The following is an 18,335-nucleotide window of genomic DNA, read 5'->3' on the forward strand; positions in this document are numbered from 1 at the left end:
GCGATGCTAAGGCGCGGTGTGGCATGCGCGGGGACTGGTAAATCCCGCGGAAGGTCTATTCTTGCAGCACGACCCGACCCTTGCTGCATCGCTGCGCGCCAGCCAGCGCCATTACGGGATGGACTGGCTGCGCATCGCCGCCTTCGCGCTGCTGATCGTCTATCACATCGCCATGGTGTTCGCGCCATGGGAATGGGTGATCCACACGCCGCATCGCTATGCCGCGCTGATACCGCCGATGGCGCTGCTGACACCGTGGCGGCTGCCGCTGCTGTTCGCGGTATCGGGCTATGCCTCGCGCAAGCTCTATGACCGGTCGGCGGGCCCGGGCGATTTCGGCGCATCGCGGGCGAAGCGATTGCTGATCCCGCTGGCATTCGGGATGCTGGCGATCGTGCCGTTGGAGATGTGGGTGCGGGTGATGGAGACCGGCTACCCGCACGGTTATCTCCATTTCTGGGCGACGGATTATTGGCGCTCGGGCGAGTTTTACGGGCGCGAGTTTCCGAGCTGGGAGCATCTGTGGTTCGTCGCCTATCTGGCGGCCTACAGCCTGATGCTGGCGGGCGCGCTGGCGCTGGGCGGCAAGCGCGTCGTCGGCTGGCTCGACCGTGTCGTCGACTGGCTGGCAGAAGGCTGGCGGTTGTTGTGGACGCCGGTCGCGGCGCTGGTGGTGGCGCGGCTGGCCTTGCTGTTCGTCGTGCCCGAGCATCAGGGGCTTACCCGCGATTGGGCCGGGCACGCGCAATATCTGCCGCTGTTCCTGTTCGGCTTCGCGCTGGCCGGGGCGCCTCGGCTGTGGCTGGCGATCCACCGGGCGTGGAAGCCGGCGCTGGCGCTCGTGGCGTTGGCCGGGCTTCCGGTGGTGGTCACCGAGATGATCTGGCCGGGCAGCGCCATGCCGCCGCACGCGATCATGGCGCTCGATCGCGCCTGTCGCATCGCGATGGCCTGGGGGATGATCCTGACGCTGTTTCACGTCGCCGAGACCCGGTGGAACCGCGACCATAAGTGGCGCAAGCCGCTCGCCGAGGCGGTGTTCCCCTTCTATATCATCCATCACCCCGCGATCGTGCTGATCGCCTGGTACACGCTGCCGCTGAACCTTGGGCCTTTCGCCGAATTCGCGTTGCTGCTGGGTGGTACACTCACGACATGCATGGCGGTGTATTGGATCGGCGGACGGATCGGCTGGGTCAGGCCGTTGATCGGGCTGTCACAGCGCCGCGCGATAACGCCGGCTGCCGCGCAGCACCGCGCCGCCATCTAACGTCACGGTGAAGTCGCCGCTGCGCTCGGTCTCGATCGTGCGCACCGCGGCGCGGCGGACCAGCCGGCCGCGATGGATGCGGACGAAGCCGGGGCCCAGGTCCGCCTCAAGCGCCGCCAGTGTCGAGCGATGCAGCAGCACGCGCTCGCCCCAGGCGATCTCGACATAATTGCCCGCGGCGGCGGCCCAGCCGATCGCATCGACAGGCACGCGGTGGGTAACGCTGCCATCGGGGACGAGCAGGACTTCGGGCGAAGCGGCGGCGGGCTCGGGCTGCGCCAGCAACCACTGCGCGAGCGCCATGAAGGCGGCTAGCATCAGATAGGAAGCGGCGTCCTTGCGATATTCGTAGAGGAAGCGCTCGGCGGCGCCGCCATAGCCGTAGCGCTCGCCCATCGCTGCGTAGATGGCGAGCCGGATCGCGATCATCCCGGCGACGTGCACCGCCGAGATCGGCAGCGTCGCAACCGCATGGGCGAGCGCGGCCCAGCCCAAGGCCATACGCGGCGGGCGGACCCGCGCGACCATCCAGCCGATGACGGGGAGCAGCGCCACCCACATTGCGATGGCGCTCAATTCCCAGAGCCAGATATGCGCCGCCGTCTCACTAATCCCGGCACGGGTGAAATCGGCGCGGGTGCTCTCGACATTGGCGAAGGCGTGGACGCCAGCGAAAACAACGAAACCGAACACGAGCAGGGCGATGCGCTGGCGGCGCGGCATCCCGCTCGTCACGCCTCCGCCGCCGCTCGTCCCTGCCATGCTATCGGTCATCCCGCGCGCCCCGCCATTCCTCCCTCTCCGATATCGGCTGGCACCACGCTCCGCTAGCCGCCGTGCCACCAAGAAAAGGATCGGCGATGGAACGGCACTACGGGATGGACTGGCTCAGGATCGGCGCGTTCGCGCTGTTGATCCTCTATCATGTCGGGATGGTGTTCGTGCCGTGGGACTTCCATGTGAAGACCGCCGCGCCCGCCGATTGGGTGGCGATCCCGATGCTGTTCACCAATGCCTGGCGGCTGATGCTGCTGTTCCTCGTCTCGGGCTTCGCCAGCCGGATGCTGCTGGCGAAATCGAAGGGGTTGAGCGGATTTCTGCGCAACCGCAATGCGAGGCTGCTGATCCCGCTGGCGTTCGGCATGGCGGTGATCGTGCCGCCGCAAAGCTGGGTCGAGCTGGCCGGCAAGCATGACTATGCGCACGATTATTGGTGGTTCTGGACGCGAGACTATTTCCGCTTCGGCGCGCTGGACGGGATCGTCCTGCCGACCTGGAACCATTTATGGTTCGTCGTCTATCTCTGGGTCTACACGCTGGCGCTAGGCGTGTTGCTGCTGTTTCCGATCCGGCTTCGGCGGCTGTTCGACCGTGTGTTTGGCGGCGTGGGTGCGCTGTGGGTGCCGCTGGTCTATCTTATGCTGTTTCAGGTGCTGCTGTTCCGGCGCGGGGTCGAGACGCACGACCTGATCGGCGACGGCGTGGCGCACCTAGCCTATTTCCCGGCGTTCCTGTTCGGCTTCGGGCTGGCGGGGTCGCGGGTGACGATGCTGGCGTTCGCGCGGTGGTGGAAGCCCGCGGCGGTGCTGGGGCTTGCTGGATATGTGGCGGTGGCGGGGGTCGAGGCGATGTGGCCGGGGAGAGCGCTGCCGCTGGCCTGGATCAAGGATGGCTTCGCGGTAGCGCGCGAGGTGCAGACCTGGGCGAGCATCGCGGCGCTGATCGGGCTAGCGGAGTTGTATCTCAACCGCGACCATCCGTGGCGCGCGACGCTGACCGAAGCGGTGTTCCCCTTCTACATCATCCACCAGACGGTGATCGTGCTCGGCGAATATGCGCTGCTGCCGCTACGGCTACCCGCCGTGGCCGAGTTCGCGATCCTGGTCGCGGCGACCGTGGCGGGGTGCTGGTTGTTCTACCTGACCGCGCGGCGAATCGGCTGGCTCAGACCCCTGGCAGGGTTGCGGCCGCGCTGATCAGCCCTTGCACTCGCCCAGCCGCTTGCCGGTCGCGCGGATCGTCATCTTCGACTGGGCGGAGCCGCCCGGCGGGGTCTGCTCGGTGGTGACGGTCATGTCGTAGCTGCTCGGCGACTGGGTGCCGTTGATGGTCATCTTGACCGGGCCGAACGGGCCTTTGCACTCCATCTTCGCATCGACCTTGCCATTGGCCATCACATATTTGGGGAAGGTGCAGCCCTGCGTTGCCGGGGCGAGCTTGGTGAAGTCCATCGCCTTGGCGTCCTCGGCCTTGCGGCACTCCCTGGTGGTCGAAGGCGGCTTCTTCGCTTCCTCGGCCATTTTCTTGCGGAGCATCTCGGGCGCGCCGGGCATGTCGGCCGAGACCAGCTGGAAGGTGTTTTCCCATTCGCCGGGCTGCATCCTGTTCTTTTCCTGCGCCGCCGCGGCCTGCTTCATCACTTCCTCGGCAGTGGCGTTCTCGAGGCGGATCTCGCCGCTCGAGCGGGCGCTATCCTCGGTCGACGGCCCCTTGTCGCAACCGGCCAGCGCCACCCCAAGACCCGCCAACAGCACCAGCTTGCGCATATCCGTCTCCCTCATCCTCGCCCCTGTACAGACGATATTCGTGGCGGTGGCAATGACGCGGATTGACGACAGTGATTTGGTGTACTAGTTCTCCGGTACGGTAGAGGAGCGAATGGCGATGGCCACGAGGAATAGCGAACCGGTTCTGGAGATCGCGGGACTGAGCAAGACCTACACCCGGCGATCGGGCGGGGTGAAGGCGGTGCAGAACGTGTCGCTGACCGTCGGCGCGGGCGAGGTCTATGGCTTTCTGGGCGCCAACGGCGCGGGCAAGAGCACGACGATCCGCATGCTGCTCGGCCTGATCGCGCCGAGCGCGGGGACGATCCGCCTGTTCGGACGGGACCTTCGCCACGGCCAGCCGCCGCGCAAGGTGGGGTCGCTGGTCGATGGCGGCGCTTTCTATCCGTTTCTTTCGGGGCGGCGGAACCTCGACGTGCTGGCGCGCACGCAGGGGCTGGACGGCGGCAATATCGATGCGCTGCTCGCCCAGGTCGGGCTGGCGCGCGACGGGCACCGCAAGGTGAAGGGATATTCAACCGGCATGCGCCAGCGGCTGGGCGTGGCGGCAGCGCTGCTCAACGACCCCGATCTGGTGATTCTCGACGAGCCGGCCAACGGCCTCGACGCGGCGGGCATCCAGGAGATGCGGGCGCTGATCCGCAGCCTCGCCACGGAGCACAACAAGACCGTGTTCCTGTCCAGCCATCTGCTCAACGAGGTCCAGCAGACCTGCGACCGGCTGGCGATCATCGATCGCGGCGTGCTGATCCGCGAGGATACGGTGGCCGGCATCCTTCACGAAGAGGACATATTACGCGTCGTCGCCATCCCGCTCGGCAAGGCGCAGGCGGCGCTGGCCGACTGGCCCTCGGCGATCGAAGGCGCCGCGCTCAACGTCCGCGCCGCCAAGGCCGATGCGCCGGAGATCGCGCGGCGGCTGATCGCGGCGGACGTCGAGGTCTTCAGCCTCGCGCCGCATGAGCGCTCGCTCGAAGAAGCCTTTCTCGCCATCACCCAGGCTGAAACCAACGCGGCGGAGACCGGAAATGCGTAACATCGTCTCGGCCGAATGGACCAAATTGCTGCCGCACAAGGGCACCTGGCTGCTGGTGTGGATCTATCCGATCCTGTTCGCGCTGATCCTGACGATCGGGCTGATGGGCGAACCCGGCATGTCGAAGGATGCCGCCAAAGCGGCGGGCTGGATCGACGAAACGACAATGATCTGGCACGTGCCCGCGATCACGATGGGGCGCTATTTCATCGCCGCCTATTTCGCGCTGGTCTTCGCCGGCGAATATGGCTGGAACACGCTCAAGCTGGTGCTGCCGCACACGCCGCGCTGGAAGCTGGTCGCGGCCAAATATCTGGTGCCGATGGCGCTGCTCTATGCCGCCTGGCTGATCGCGGCGGTGCTGACGGTGGCGGCGGAATATGCCAAGACGGCACTGGCCGGACTGCCGGTGCCCGAAGGCGTGACCATGGCGACGATCCTGAACGGCCACGTCACCACGCTGCTGGACGGGGTGGTGCCGCTGTTGCTGACGGCGGCCTATGCCAGCGTGCTGGCGGTGTTCACCCGATCGACGCTGGCGGCGTTCATCGTCTCGCTGGTGCTGATCACGCTCGACGAGCTGCTCGGCAAGATCGTCAGCGCGCTGAGCGGTTTCGGGATGGAATGGCTGGCAGTGCCGTATCGCGTGCTGCCGAGCTACCATCTCGAGAATTTCGCCAGCTGGACGCAGCAGGGCGTGGCCTACAAGCTGCCGCTGGCGAGCGGGGCGGTGATCGAGATGTCGCAAATCACCTCGACTCTGGCGCTCGCGGCGTGGATCGGCGGGCTGGTCGCGCTGACCTTCTGGTGGTTCCGTCGGCAGGACATCAACTGAGCGGCGCAGGCGCTTCGGCGCCTGGCTTGCGCGGATCGACGCTCGCAAAGAGCGGGTGTCGCCGAATCCGGCCGGCGCCCGCTGACCGAAACAGGCGAAATCCTGCATCGCGACCCCGGTTTCGATGCGCCCGGCGGGTCGGCTCGCCGCAGGATCGGCTCGCACCATCCGCGCGGGCGGCAGAATCGCCGGGCGCGTTCATCCGGCAGACAGGTTGATCCGAACACGCCAGCCCAGCCGGGGTGGCGATATTCGGAGTTTTTTGATGCGAAATCTTCCCCACAAGCCGGCGATCGGCCTGGTCCTTGCCGGCCTTGCCCTGTCCGCGGCCGGCACCGCCTCCGCCCAGCAGACCCCGCAGGACAACAATATCGTCGTCACCGGCGTGCCTGCCGACGTCGCGCTGGTCGCGGGGCCCGAGGTCAAAGGCGTCATCGCCGCGCGCAATGGCGACCGGATCAAGGTCAATACGGTCGATCGTGGCCCGGTGATCGTCGCGGTCAACGACGCGACCAAGATCCGTGCCGGCGGCGGGCTGTTCAGCAGCCGCAGCAAGCTGGCGACCGATTCGCTGCTCAACGGCCTGCCGGTGACGATCCGGACGATGCAGCCCGCCGATGGCGCCGGTGGCGATCTGCTGGCCAGCCAGATCAGCTTCAAGAAGAACGACCTGAAGTTCGCGTCGATGATCCGCAACGGCACCGATCAGCGCTTCGAGGAGCAGACCGCCGCGACCGAGGCGCTGCGCGGCCGGCTGGGCGATATCGACAAGTATAACGTCAAGGCGACGACCAACGTCCATTTCGAGACCGGCCGCGCGGATATCTCCGCCGCCGACAAGGCCGAATTGTGCACCACGGCGGCATCGGCCGGGCAGATGGAGAACGCGCTGATCCTGGTGGTCGGCTATACAGATTCGACCGGCAATGACGACATCAACCAGGAGCTGAGCGATAAGCGCGCCGGCAAGGTGATGAACTTCCTCCAGCAGAAATGCGGCTGGAAGCCGTACCGGATGCTGACCCCGACGGGGATGGCGACCAGCGATCCGCTGGCCAGCAACGATACCGAGGAAGGCAAGGCGCAGAACCGGCGTGTGGCGGTGAACGTGCTGGTGAGCAAGAGTGTCGATGGGTTGTGAGTGATGCGGGCCGGGAGCGGTGTGGGCCGCTCCCGACTAGCGCCCGTAGAGCGGCACGGTCACACTGGGCCGCCGTGCCTGAGCCAGGCGGGCGCTCTACCTTACTTCGGTACCCATCCCGTATTCCCCGTGCCGCTCTCCTTGACGTAGAGCGTCGTGCCGGTTCCGCCGTCGCTTCGCGTGAACAGGGAGCCGATTGGCGCGATAACGGCGCCTTCCGGCGTGCCGCTGCCGCTCGTCCAGATCACCGATCCCACGCCGGGGCGGACCTCCGCTGAATAGGTCTGGCTAAAGCGCTTCGCCGACGTGCCGAGCGTCATCGTGTTGTCGGTCCAGGGATAGAATTGCGACGTACTCATATAGGCATTGAGCGCGCCGCCGATGAACCAAGTATGCGTCGAGCCGGCGCGGTACCGGGTGCTATTGGTCGCATCATCGCCGAGGCTCAGATGTGGATCCTCGTTGACCGCCACCTTGAGGAAGCCGGTCGATCCGATAGCGCCGACGCCGAGCGCGTGCGGAATCTCGAACCCGTATTCGAGATCGCGGATTTGCCATCCGGACGTCAGATAGGCCTGCCGCACCGCCGACGAGTTATCGAGGAAGTTGGAGCATTCGAGGGTGAGACCTCTCGCGCCCGACCAGATGCCGTAGGAAGACGGGTTGAGGCATCCAGCGGCCGTTGCCAGATGCGCCCGGATGGTGATGTTGACCTTGGGCGAGGCATAGGGCGTGGACGTGTCCACCGTACCGGTGGCGATGTCGGCATTCGCCACGCCCAGCGCGTTGCCGGTCTCGGACATGACGTTGGCGCGGATGTTGTAAAGTCCCTGTGCGGTGTCGGTCGGTGCCATGCTGGTCGTGGAGAGCTGGAGCGAAGGCCGATCCGAAATGTTGTGGATGTTCGCCTCAATGTTGCGCGTGCTGCGGACCCGCTTCGAATGGGCACCCGAGCTGCTCTCGGTGATGACGCCGATATTGGCGCAGGTGCCGCCAGCGAAGATGCCGGTATAGCTGGGCTTGACGAAGACGTTCGCCCGCCCATTGTCCACGCCGTAGACGAAATATGCACGGAACACGTTGTCGGCGACGATCAGGCCGATCTTGTGATTGTCGGGCGCATGCGCGCCGTTGAAGGCATAGGCGCATTCGGTGACGTCGATCAGATCGACGGTGACGCCATCGAACAGCCCATAGCTCTTGTCGTTGGCATCGTAGAGCAGGGCGTGCAGACCGTTGGTCACGCGGATCGTGCCGAACTTGTGATCGGTGAGGAGCGCGCCCGTTGGCGAATAGGCGCGGCAGGTGATGATACCGTTCGCGAGCGCGATCGCGAGCGTCGCCGCAGTCCACTCGTCGCCGGTCGCCTCGATATATTCGATGTCGAGGTTCGACATCTGGATGTCGAACAGCGTGACCTGCTTCGCGTTCGTGCCGGTGATCCGGAAGTTGGGGCGGCCGCGCATGACGAAGCCGTCCGTGCCGTCGAGCGTGAAGATCGAGTTGCCCGTCGTGACCGACGACCCAACCAGATAGGTTGCGTCGTCGAAGTGGAGGGCGAAGTTCGCGTTGTCCAGCACGAAGGCGACGGCATCGGCGATGGCGTCGGTATCGTCGGTCGTACCGTCGCCGACCGCACCGAAATCCTTGACATGGACGGTGTCGCGCAGCTTGTCCTCGACTGTCCTCGCGACCGCGTTGGCGTCGGGCTGGATGAAGCCGACCAGGGAGGCGCCGTTATCGGCGGCCAGATCGGTTGTGGTCACATAAGCCATTTTCGTTCTCCGTGAAGCTCTCGGAGGTGAGAGAACATTTGGAGAACATTCTAAATCCTACATTGCAAGTGGTGGCAGTGGAAAAGCGCAATTGCAGGCTGGCTCGTATTGCTCGTCGCGATTGCACCCCCCGCCCGCGCACCCCATATTCTCCCCCGATGGCCATCCAGATCCGCACCAGTCTCGACGAGCCCGAAACCGGGCAGTCGTTTATCCCGCATCGCCCCAACCGCCCCGACAAGCTCGAGGGTGGCAAGCGCTTCAAGATCGTTTCCGATTACACCCCGTCGGGCGATCAGCCGGCGGCGATCAAGGAGATGGTCGAGGCGGTGAATGCCGGGGAGCGCGATCAGGTGCTGCTGGGCGTCACCGGTTCGGGCAAGACCTTTACCATGGCGCAGGTGATCGAGGCGACGCAGCGGCCGGCGCTGATCCTGGCGCCCAACAAGATCCTAGCGGCGCAGCTTTATGGGGAGATGAAGTCGTTCTTCCCCGACAATGCAGTCGAATATTTCGTCAGCTATTACGATTATTACCAGCCCGAGGCCTATGTGCCGCGCTCCGACACGTACATCGAGAAGGAAAGCTCGGTGAACGAAGCGATCGACCGGATGCGGCATTCGGCGACGCGGTCGCTGCTCGAGCGTGACGATGTGATCATCGTCGCCTCGGTCTCGTGCCTCTATGGCATCGGCTCGGTCGAGACCTATTCGGCGATGATCTTCGATCTGAAGAAGGGCCAGAGCGTCGATCAGCGCGAGATCATCCGCAAGCTGGTCGCGCTGCAGTATAAGCGCAACGATGCGGCCTTTCAGCGCGGCAATTTCCGGGTGCGCGGCGATACGCTGGAGATCTTCCCGTCGCATTATGAGGACAGCGCGTGGCGGGTTTCGTTCTTTGGCGACGAGATCGAGGAGATCGTCGAGTTCGACCCGCTTACGGGCTCCAAGGTGGCTAGCCTTGACTATGTCCGCGTGTTCGCCAATTCGCATTATGTGACGCCGGGGCCGACGCTCAAACAGGCGGGCGAGGCGATCAAGCATGAGCTGGCCGAGCGGCTCAAGGAACTGCATGCGGAAGGCAAATTGCTTGAGGCGCAGCGGCTGGAGCAGCGGACCAATTTCGATCTGGAGATGATCGCGGCGACGGGGAGCTGCGCGGGGATCGAGAATTACTCGCGCTTCCTGACCGGGCGCCTGCCGGGCGAGCCGCCGCCGACGCTGTTCGAATATCTGCCCGAGAACGCATTGCTGTTCGTCGATGAGAGCCACCAGACGATCGGCCAGATCAACGGCATGTCGCGGGGCGATCACCGGCGCAAGATCACGCTGGCGGAGTACGGCTTCCGGCTGCCGAGCGCGATCGACAACCGGCCGCTGCGCTTCAACGAATGGGACGCGATGCGGCCGCAGACCGCCTATGTCTCGGCGACGCCGGGCAATTGGGAGATGGAGCAGACCGGCGGCGTGTTCACCGAGCAGGTGATCCGGCCGACCGGGCTGATCGATCCGCCTGTGGAGATCAAGCCGGTCGACGAGCAGGTCCAGGACCTGATCGTCGAGTGCAACAAGACCACGGCGCTGGGCTACCGCACGCTGGTGACGACGCTGACCAAGCGGATGGCGGAGGATTTGACCGAATATATGCACGAGGCGGGGATCAAGTGCCGCTACATGCATTCGGATACCGAGACGCTGGAGCGGATCGAATTGATCCGCGATCTTCGTTTGGGTGTCTATGACGTGCTGATCGGGATCAATTTGCTGCGCGAGGGGCTGGATATCCCGGAGTGCGGGCTGGTGGCGATCCTCGACGCCGACAAGGAGGGCTTCCTGCGCTCCGAGACGTCGCTGATCCAGACGATCGGGCGCGCGGCGCGCAACGTCGAGGGACGGGTGATCCTCTATGCCGACCGGATGACCGGGAGCATGGAGCGGGCGATCGCCGAGACCGACCGGCGGCGGGCCAAGCAGGAGGAATATAACCGGGCGCACGGAATCACGCCCGCTACGGTCAAGAAGAATATCGGCGACATCATCGCCCATGTCGCGTCGAAGGATCAGGTGACGGTCGAGATCGACGGCGCCAATGGAGTCGGGCGTCCGCACATGGTCGGGCACAATCTCAGGGCCTATATCGAGAGCCTTGAGAAGAAGATGCGCGATGCCGCGGCGAATCTGGAGTTCGAGGAAGCCGGGCGGCTGCGCGACGAGATCCGCAGCCTTGAGGCGGAGGAACTCGGGCTGCCGGCCGAGGAGCGCAAGGCGCCGGTGATGGGGCGGAGCAACGAGGGCAAGCCGGGTACGCGCAAGGGGCGCTATGGCAAGCAGAGCCGGACCAGGTTCGGGCGGTGACTGCTTGCCTTTGTCTGCGCGGTACCGCTAACAGTCAACGCTGACAGAAGCGCCGGAGAACCGGCGTGCGGGCGTTGGAGAGCAGGCGATGAAGCGCAATCCGGGATTTTCGAGTGTGATGGTGCTGGCGCTGGTCGCGTGCAGCGGAGCGAGTGCGGGGACCGGCGGGTCGGTGACGGCTCCGGCACCTGTGCCGACAGCTACCGTGACGCCGACGCCCACGCCGACCACAACGCCGACGCCGAGCTATACGCCGGCCGCCGCGCGGGTGCCGACCACCGGCATCTCGATCCCCGTCGGCAAGTGCGTCAACATGGGCAACCATCTCGAACCCCCCAACGAAGGCGATTGGGGGCGGGCGATCGCCGATGGCGATTTCGCGATCATCAAGGCGGCGGGGTTCGACACGATCCGGCTGCCGGTGCGCTGGTCCTCGCATGCGCTGGCCGCCGCGCCCTATACGATCGACGCGGCGTGGATGGCGCGGGTGAAGCATGTGGTGGACGCGGCGCGGGCGGCGGGACTCAACGTGATGCTCAACCTCCACCATTATGAGGAGATGGCGACGGCGCCGGCGGCGCACGCGACGCGCTTTGCCGAGCTGTGGAAGCAGATCGCGGCGGAGTTCGCCGGCTATCCGACCGCGAGCCTGTGGTTCGAGCTGATGAACGAGCCCAATGGCGCGCTCAACGACAGCAATCTGGCGGGCATCCTCGCGCCCGCGCTGGCGAATGTGCGCGCGACCAATCCGACACGGCCGGTGATCATCGGCGGGCAGAACTGGAGCGGGGTGGATTCGCTTGGCACCCTGGCGATCCCCGCCGATCCCTATGTCGTGGCGACAATCCACACCTATGATCCGTTCGACTTCACCCATCAGGGCGCGACCTGGGTGACGCCGACCCCGGCGCTGGGGCGCACATTCGGCAGCGCGGCGGATTATGCGGGCCTTGAGAGCAATCTGCAGAAGGTGCGCGACTTCATGACGCGGACCGGACGGACGGTATTCGTCGGCGAATATGGCGCGAACGATGTGGCGGGTGTGCCGCTGTCCGAGCGGATCAAATATTATGGCACGATAAGCGCGGCCTATGCTTCGATCGGGGTGCAGAGTTGCGCCTGGGCCTATGCCAATACGTTCCGGTTGCGCGACGGCAGCGCGTGGTTGCCGGGGATGATCGAGGCGATCCGGACGACGACTACGCTCCAGTAAGGTTGAGCATGGCGGCGACTTCCCGCATAAGCCCGGTGATGCGCCGCCTGTTCCTCGCTTCGTCCGCGCTGCTTGCGCTCGCTTCCTGCTCCACGCCCGAAGTCGCGCCAGCCCCCGCGCCGCCGGCGCCGCTGCCGGCCCCGACGCCAGCCCCCGCGCCGCGACCCGCACCTACCCCGGCGCTGGGTGCGGACTGGCGCGACTGGCCGCTGACGCCGGGAACCTGGGCGTACCGGCAGGACGGACGCGGCAGCATCGCCCTGTTCGGGCGGGCGGGGACCGATGCCGATCTGACGCTGCGCTGCGATCGCGGGCGCGGGCAACTCTATCTGTCGCGCGCCGGCGAAGGCTTTGCGACGCTGACGGTGCGCACCTCGACCGACCGCAAGGCGATTCCGGTGACATCGACCGGGGGCGTGCCGCCCTATATGGCGGCGGAACTTACGCCGCGCGACAGCCTGGTGGATTCGATGGGGTTCAGCCGTGGCCGCTTCGTGGTGCAGGCGAGCGGTATGCCCGATCTGGTGCTGCCCGCCTGGCCCGAAATCCTGCGCGTCGCCGAGGATTGCCGGTGAAGGCGCTGGCGATGCTGGCGGCGTTGCTGCCGGCGACGGCAGCCGCGCAGGACGTGGCGCCGCCGGTCAGGACGATGATCGCCACAAAGGGCGAATGCACTGGTCTGGTCGTCAATAGCGCGCCGGCGGCGTGCGGCGATGTGGCGCTCAACATGGTCTATCGCGATGGCCAGACCTCGATCATGATCAAGACCGGGGACGGCAATCTGGTCAGCTTCTACGGCACGCTGGACGGCAAGGGCGGGATCGCGGTGACCAAGGTGACGATGTCGCGTAGCGGCGAAACCCCGTCGGTCAGATCGACTCCCGCGACCGGCTATTGCACCGCCGAGACGCTGCGGAAGCCGCGCACGCATATCGAGTGCACCGCGGACGCGCCGGACGGCAGGCGTTTCGCGGCGTCGTTTACCGGCACCGAGGACGAGGTGACGGTCTCCGACATGGATCGCTAGCGGATAGCTTTGCCGCGCTCGCGCGTTTCCCGGCCGAGGAGACGGTCATGATCCGCAAGCTCAAATCGGGCGAATACAGGCTCTATTCGCGCAAGGTCGATCCCGAGACCCGCAAGCGCCGCAATCTCGGCACGTTCGACACCCGGGCGGCGGCCGAAAAGCACGAGCGCGAAGTGCAGTATTTCAAGCGGCATTAGGGAGGCTGGCAAACGTGGCGCAGAGCGCTTCGGGCCGGAAACTCTGATTCTGACGGCAAACAAAAATAATACAAGTCTTGCGCTGCGACTCGTGTTGATTCAGTGTGTTGCCGTGCCCAGACGGGTGCGCCGTTTCAACTAGCGAAAGGAGGTGATCCGATGTCTCATGGTTCAGCAATGGGGTCGGTTCAGTTCGTTCGGGAGACGCGCCGCTAAGCTGAAAGCGCGGATGGAAGCCCTCCATCCGTTTCGTGCCGGGAGGTATCCTCCTCCAATCAACGGCACGCGCTGAAGCAAAGCGGTCCGCCTGGTCTCCCGGGCTGGAACCATCCGGCCGCTGACCATGTCGGAGGTCGCCGGGATCCTTGAAAGGGTTCCGGCGGCCTTCTTCGTTTGGGGCGGGTGATCGCGTGCGGGCGGCGCGCCAACGCCTGCTTCGCAAGCGAGGTGGCTATTCGCCGACGATCGGATGTTCGCCGCGTATCTGATCGGCGAGGCGCTCGACCGCGGCATTCTCATAGGCGTCGCCGCTCGGGCTGATCAGCCAGTTGCAATGTGGATGGGTGGCGAGGCTGTAGAGCTTGACCTCGCCGAGCACCGCGCGCCAGCGGCGGCGGGTGCCGTTGCCCTCGCGGAGCAGCTTGCGGATGAAAAGGTCGATCAGCGCGTCGCGGGTCATGCGCCGTCCGCCGCCAGGCCCTTGAGGCGATAGAGCGCATCGAGCGCTTCACGCGGGGAAAGGGCGTCGACATCGATGGCGGCGAGTTCACTGCGCAGCGTATCGATCGCCTCTTCCTCCTGTTCCGCGGCGGCGGCGAAGAGCGGCAGGTCATCCAGCCCGGCGGCGAGACCTCCGGTTTTCTGGCGCCCGGCCTCGAGCTTGTCGAGGACCGCCTTGGCGCGCTTCAATGCTGCGGGAGGCATGCCGGCCAGCCGCGCGACGGCGATCCCGAAGCTGCGATCGGCCGGGCCTTCGGCGACTTCGTGGAGGAGGACGAGATCGCCCTTCCATTCGCGCGCGCGGACATGGTGGAGGGTGAGGGCGTCGCAGCGCTCCGCCAGCCGGGTCAGCTCGTGATAGTGCGTCGCGAACAGGCAGCGGCAGCGATTATCCTCATGGATCGCCTCGACCACCGCCCAGGCGATGGCGAGCCCGTCATAGGTCGAGGTGCCGCGGCCGACCTCGTCGAGGATGACGAAGCTGCGCGGGGTGGCCTGGGCGAGGATCGCTGCGGTCTCGACCATCTCGACCATGAAGGTCGAGCGGCCGCGCGCGAGATTGTCCGACGCGCCGACGCGGCTGAACAGGCGATCGACCAGACCGAGCTTCGCGCGCGTGGCGGGGACGTAGCTGCCGGCTTGCGCCAGCACTGCGATAAGCGCGTTCTGGCGAAGGAAGGTCGATTTGCCGCCCATGTTCGGGCCGGTGACCAGCCATAGCCGGCTGGATTCGGAGAGGGTGCAATCATTGGCGACGAAACGCGCGCCCGATCTGGCGAGCGCATCCTCGACCACCGGGTGGCGGCCGCCCTCGACTTCGAAACAGGCGTGATCGACCAGCGATGGGCGCGCCCAGCCGCCTTCCGCGGCGCGTTCGGCCAAGGCGGCGGAGACGTCGATGCGGGCGAGGGCGTCGGCGGTGGCGGCAATGTTTTCGCGGGTGGCGAGCGCGGCTTCGGTCAAGTCTTCGAGATGCGCGGCTTCGGCGGCGAGGGCGTGCGCGCCGGCCTGCGTCACCTTGATCGCGACTTCGTGGAGCTCGGGAGCGTTGAAGCGGACGACGCCGGCCAGCGTCTGGCGGTGGGTGAAGCCGCTCTCCTGCTTCATCAGCGGATCGGCGTTTTTCGCGGGGACTTCGATATGATAGCCGAGCACGCCATTGTGGCGGATCTTGAGGGCGTTGATGCCGGTGCGGGTCTTGTATTCGGCCTCCAGCGCGGCGATGGCGCGGCGACCGCCGGCGCCGGCATCGCGGAGATCGTCGAGCGCGGCGTCATAGCCCTCGGCGATATAGCCGCCCTTGTCGGCATCGATCGGCGGTTCGGGAACGAGCGCGCGGCTCAGCAGGTCGATCAGCGCGCCATGCCCTTGGAGCTGGGGGATAAGGCCGGCGAGCAAAGCGGGCTTGTCGGCGAGCGTGGCGAGCCGTTCGGCCAGGCGCCAGGCACCATCGAGGCCGTCGCGGAGCTGGCCGAGATCGCGGGGAGAACCGCGGCCGGCGGCGATGCGGCCAAGGGCGCGGCCGATATCGGGGAGGGCGCGCAGGTTTCCGCGCGTGCTGTCGCGAAGCCCCGAATCGTCGTGGAAGCGCTGGACGAGATCGAGGCGCGCGTTGATCGTGTCGCCGTCCATCAGCGGTGCGGCGATGTCCTGCCCGAGCAGGCGGGCACCGGCGCCGGTGACGGTGCGGTCGACCGCGTCGAGCAGGCTGCCCTTGCGAGCGCCTGCGGCGGTGGCGGTGAGTTCGAGGCTCTCACGAGTGGCGGCGTCGATCGCCATCGCCGCTTCGGTGCGGGTGATGCGGGGCGGGCGGAGGAAGGGCAGCGACCCCTTGGCGGTGTGTTCGAGATAGGCGACGAGTCCGCCGGCCGCAGCCAGCGCGGCGCGGGAGAATTGGCCGAAGCCGTCGAGCGTGGCGACGCCGAACAGGCGCTTGAGGCGGGCTTCGCCATTGCCGCTGTCGAAGTCGTTTTTCGGCCGCAGCGCGGTGGCCAGCTCGGAGAAGCCGGAGGCTTCGGAGGCGATGGTTTCGGCGGGCGAGAGCCGGGCGATCTCGGCATCAGCGCGGCCGCCATCGGTTTCGATGACGTGGAAGACGCCGGTCGAGATATCGGCGCAGGCGATCGCGACCTGGCCGCCGGCCTCGCCGATCGCCGCGCACCAGTTCGCTGCGCGGCTGTCGAGCAGGCTTTCCTCGGTCAGCGTGCCGGCAGTGACGACGCGGATGATGGCGCGGGCGACCAGCGCCTTGGACCCGCCGCGCTTCCTGGCTTCCTCGGGCGTCTCGGTCTGATTGGCGATGGCGACGCGGTGGCCGGCCTTGATCAGCCGGGCGAGATAGCCGTCCATGGCATGGGCGGGAACGCCGCACATCGGGATGCGCTCGCCTTCATGCTCGCCGCGCGCGGTGAGCGCGATGTCGAGGACTGCGCTCGCCACCTTGGCATCGTCAAAGAAGAGCTCGAAGAAATCGCCCATCCGGTAGAAGAGCAGGCAGTCCTCCGCCTCCGCCTTGAGGGCGAGATACTGGGCCATCATCGGAGTGGGAGCGGAGGACATGCTGACCCTCGCTAACCAGCCCGGGACGATATTCCAAGCGGGCGGGTGACAGCGCCTGTGGACAGCGATAACGGCGGGATATGGAAGACGGCGCGGGCGCTTCGGAAAAATCGCAAATGCGCATCGGGCTGCTCAGCTGGCCGGCCATTGTGCTCTTCGCGTTCGCGGCGCTGCTGCCTTTGCTGTTCACCGCGATCCCGCCGTTGATCGACTTGCCCGGACATCTCGGGCGCTACGCGATCCAGGCGGCGGGGCCGGATAATCCGCTCAGCGGCTATTTCGATTTCCGTTGGGCGCTGTCGCTCAATCTTGGCGTCGATCTGGCGGTAGAGGCGCTGCGGCACGTCTTCGGGCTGGTCGGCGCGCTGTGGGCGGTGGTCGCGGCGACAACGGTGCTGACCGTGCTCGGCCTGTTCCTGATCGCGCGGGCGGGCAATCGCAGCGGCGCATGGGCGATCAGCTGGGCGCTGCCGTTCGTCCATGGCTTCGCCTTCCGCCATGGCTTCCTCAATTTCTCGCTGGGGGTGGCGTGCTCGCTGCTCGGCTTCGCGCTGTGGCTGCACCTGGCGCAACGGCCCAAGCTGCGCGCGGCGTTGATCCTGCCGCTCGCGCCGCTGCTGCTGGTGGTGCACGCGGTCGGCGGCGGCTTGCTGATGGTGCTGATCGGCGGGCGTGAGGCATGGCCGGCATGGCGCGCACGGGACTGGCGGGCGCTGCGGCCGGCATGGCCGCTGGCGGGAGGGATCGCCTTCGCGCTTGTCTTCCTGCTGTTCGGCGATTCGAGCGGCGGGGCGACGCGCTGGGTGCTGGAGCGCAAGCTCGACGGGCTGATGATGCCGGTGCGCGACCAATATATATTGCTCGATATCGGCACGGTGCTGCTGACCGTCGCGGTGATGGCGACCGGCTGGCGGGCGGGGGCGCGGATGCGCGAGCCCGGCGCGGTCGCGGCACTGGCGTTGCTGTTCGTGGCGGCGCCGGCCCTGCTCTCGGGCGTCGCGCATATCGATTCGCGGCTGGTGCCGGTGCTGGCGATGCTGGCGCTGGCGCTGATGGACTGGAGCGCGGTGCTGCCCGGGCTGCGGCGTGGGGTGATGCTGGCGGGCCTGGCGCTGTTCGCGGTGCGGCTGGCGGTCACGGCCACCGCCTTTGCCGGTTATAATGCGAGCTATGTCAGCGAATTGAAGGCGCTCGACCATGTCGCGCAGGGGTCACGGGTGCTGGCGCTGACCGAAGTCGAATGCGGTCTCGCCGGGTGGCGCGAGACGCGGCTGGACCATATCTCCAACCTCGCCAGCCTCTATCGCGACACCTGGGTCAATTCGCACTGGGCGGCGGAAGGCGTGCAATTGCTGCAGGTGCGCTATCGGCCGTCGAACGACTATTATGTCGATCCGTCCGAGTTCGTCTGGCCCGCGCGCTGCATCGACAGGACCAAGCCGTTCGAGGTGCGCCCGCGCCATACCGCCGCCGAGACATTGCCGCGCCTGCCGGTCGAGCGCGTCGATTATGTCTGGCTGATCGGCGTGCGCGCACCTGCCGGATTCGCCGATCCGCGGCTGGCGAGGATATGGTCGAACGGCACCAGCGAGCTATATGCTGTGCGGGCACCGGTTCCCAATTCGGCGATACGGCCCTAAG

General features: G+C 66.4%; 16 protein-coding genes. 11 read left to right on the top strand and 5 right to left on the bottom strand.

The genetic code is table 11. The annotated features are described in order from the left end of the window. Window positions 1-61 precede the first annotated feature (61 nt). Entirely contained in the window at window positions 62-1,270 is a 1,209-nt protein-coding gene (locus KF730_RS02355) for an acyltransferase (RefSeq protein ID WP_294091990.1), read from the top strand. Here KF730_RS02355 and KF730_RS02360 read toward each other — a convergent pair. Then, the gene (locus KF730_RS02360) at window positions 1,217-2,044 is read right to left on the bottom strand and encodes a LytTR family DNA-binding domain-containing protein (RefSeq protein WP_294091992.1); all 828 of its coding nucleotides are present in this window, start codon (window positions 2,042-2,044) and stop codon (window positions 1,217-1,219) included. The two genes, KF730_RS02355 and KF730_RS02360, sit on opposite strands and share 54 nt — an antisense overlap. A gap of 86 nt (window positions 2,045-2,130) precedes the next feature. Between KF730_RS02360 and KF730_RS02365 the strand changes: the two genes are divergently transcribed. After that, entirely contained in the window at window positions 2,131-3,246 is a 1,116-nt protein-coding gene (locus tag KF730_RS02365) for an acyltransferase family protein (protein WP_294091993.1), read from the top strand. Here the strand turns inward: KF730_RS02365 and KF730_RS02370 are convergent, their stop codons facing one another. Next, window positions 3,247-3,831, bottom strand: coding sequence for a DUF3617 domain-containing protein (locus tag KF730_RS02370; RefSeq protein WP_294091995.1), 585 nt, complete (start codon window positions 3,829-3,831; stop codon window positions 3,247-3,249). A gap of 103 nt (window positions 3,832-3,934) precedes the next feature. Between KF730_RS02370 and KF730_RS02375 the strand changes: the two genes are divergently transcribed. The 3 genes from KF730_RS02375 to KF730_RS02385 all read left to right on the top strand — a co-directional run bounded on the left by KF730_RS02375 (window position 3,935) and on the right by KF730_RS02385 (window position 6,849). Continuing rightward, window positions 3,935-4,873, top strand: a complete 939-nt coding sequence (locus KF730_RS02375) for an ABC transporter ATP-binding protein (RefSeq protein ID WP_294091996.1) — start codon at window positions 3,935-3,937, stop codon at window positions 4,871-4,873. Next, a complete protein-coding gene (locus tag KF730_RS02380) occupies window positions 4,866-5,708 on the top strand; it encodes an ABC transporter permease subunit (RefSeq protein ID WP_294091997.1) in 843 nt (280 codons plus the stop codon). Before KF730_RS02375 ends, KF730_RS02380 begins: the two co-directional genes overlap by 8 nt. Window positions 5,709-5,973: 265 nt before the next feature. Next, window positions 5,974-6,849, top strand: a complete 876-nt coding sequence (locus tag KF730_RS02385) for an OmpA family protein (RefSeq protein ID WP_294092000.1) — start codon at window positions 5,974-5,976, stop codon at window positions 6,847-6,849. A gap of 101 nt (window positions 6,850-6,950) precedes the next feature. Here KF730_RS02385 and KF730_RS02390 read toward each other — a convergent pair whose 3' ends face one another. Then, window positions 6,951-8,624 carry a hypothetical protein gene (locus tag KF730_RS02390; protein WP_294092001.1) on the bottom strand — a complete coding sequence of 558 codons (1,674 nt, stop codon included), beginning with the start codon at window positions 8,622-8,624 and terminating at the stop codon, window positions 6,951-6,953. Window positions 8,625-8,782: 158 nt separating this feature from the next. Here KF730_RS02390 and uvrB point away from each other — a divergent pair, with 158 nt between their 5' ends. The 5 genes from uvrB (at window position 8,783) to KF730_RS02415 (ending at window position 13,415) form a co-directional block, all read left to right on the top strand. Next, on the top strand, window positions 8,783-10,978 hold the full coding sequence (gene uvrB, locus KF730_RS02395) for an excinuclease ABC subunit UvrB (protein ID WP_294092002.1): 2,196 nt from the start codon (window positions 8,783-8,785) through the stop codon (window positions 10,976-10,978). An 88-nt stretch (window positions 10,979-11,066) separates the two neighbouring features. Then, window positions 11,067-12,191, top strand: a complete 1,125-nt coding sequence (locus tag KF730_RS02400; protein WP_294092003.1) for a glycoside hydrolase family 5 protein — start codon at window positions 11,067-11,069, stop codon at window positions 12,189-12,191. 38 nt (window positions 12,192-12,229) lie between these two features. Further along, a complete protein-coding gene (locus KF730_RS02405) occupies window positions 12,230-12,766 on the top strand; it encodes a hypothetical protein (RefSeq protein ID WP_294092005.1) in 537 nt (178 codons plus the stop codon). After that, on the top strand, window positions 12,763-13,218 hold the full coding sequence (locus KF730_RS02410; RefSeq protein ID WP_294092006.1) for a hypothetical protein: 456 nt from the start codon (window positions 12,763-12,765) through the stop codon (window positions 13,216-13,218). Before KF730_RS02405 ends, KF730_RS02410 begins: the two co-directional genes overlap by 4 nt. Window positions 13,219-13,265: 47 nt before the next feature. After that, a complete protein-coding gene (locus KF730_RS02415) occupies window positions 13,266-13,415 on the top strand; it encodes a hypothetical protein (protein WP_294092007.1) in 150 nt (49 codons plus the stop codon). Between the two features lie 451 nt (window positions 13,416-13,866). On the opposite strand, the gene KF730_RS02420 is transcribed toward KF730_RS02415, so the two are convergent. Next, complete coding sequence (locus KF730_RS02420) at window positions 13,867-14,094, bottom strand: hypothetical protein (protein ID WP_294092008.1); 228 nt, start codon at window positions 14,092-14,094, stop codon at window positions 13,867-13,869. Further along, entirely contained in the window at window positions 14,091-16,673 is a 2,583-nt protein-coding gene (gene mutS, locus KF730_RS02425) for a DNA mismatch repair protein MutS (RefSeq protein ID WP_294095666.1), read from the bottom strand. Before mutS ends, KF730_RS02420 begins: the two co-directional genes overlap by 4 nt. A 101-nt stretch (window positions 16,674-16,774) precedes the next feature. On the opposite strand from mutS, the gene KF730_RS02430 reads away from it, so the two are divergent. Beyond that, window positions 16,775-18,334 carry a hypothetical protein gene (locus KF730_RS02430; protein WP_294092010.1) on the top strand — a complete coding sequence of 520 codons (1,560 nt, stop codon included), beginning with the start codon at window positions 16,775-16,777 and terminating at the stop codon, window positions 18,332-18,334. Window position 18,335: the final 1 nt, after the last annotated feature.

Source organism: Sphingomonas sp. (assembly GCF_019635515.1).
Taxonomy (GTDB): Bacteria; Pseudomonadota; Alphaproteobacteria; order Sphingomonadales; family Sphingomonadaceae; genus Sphingomonas.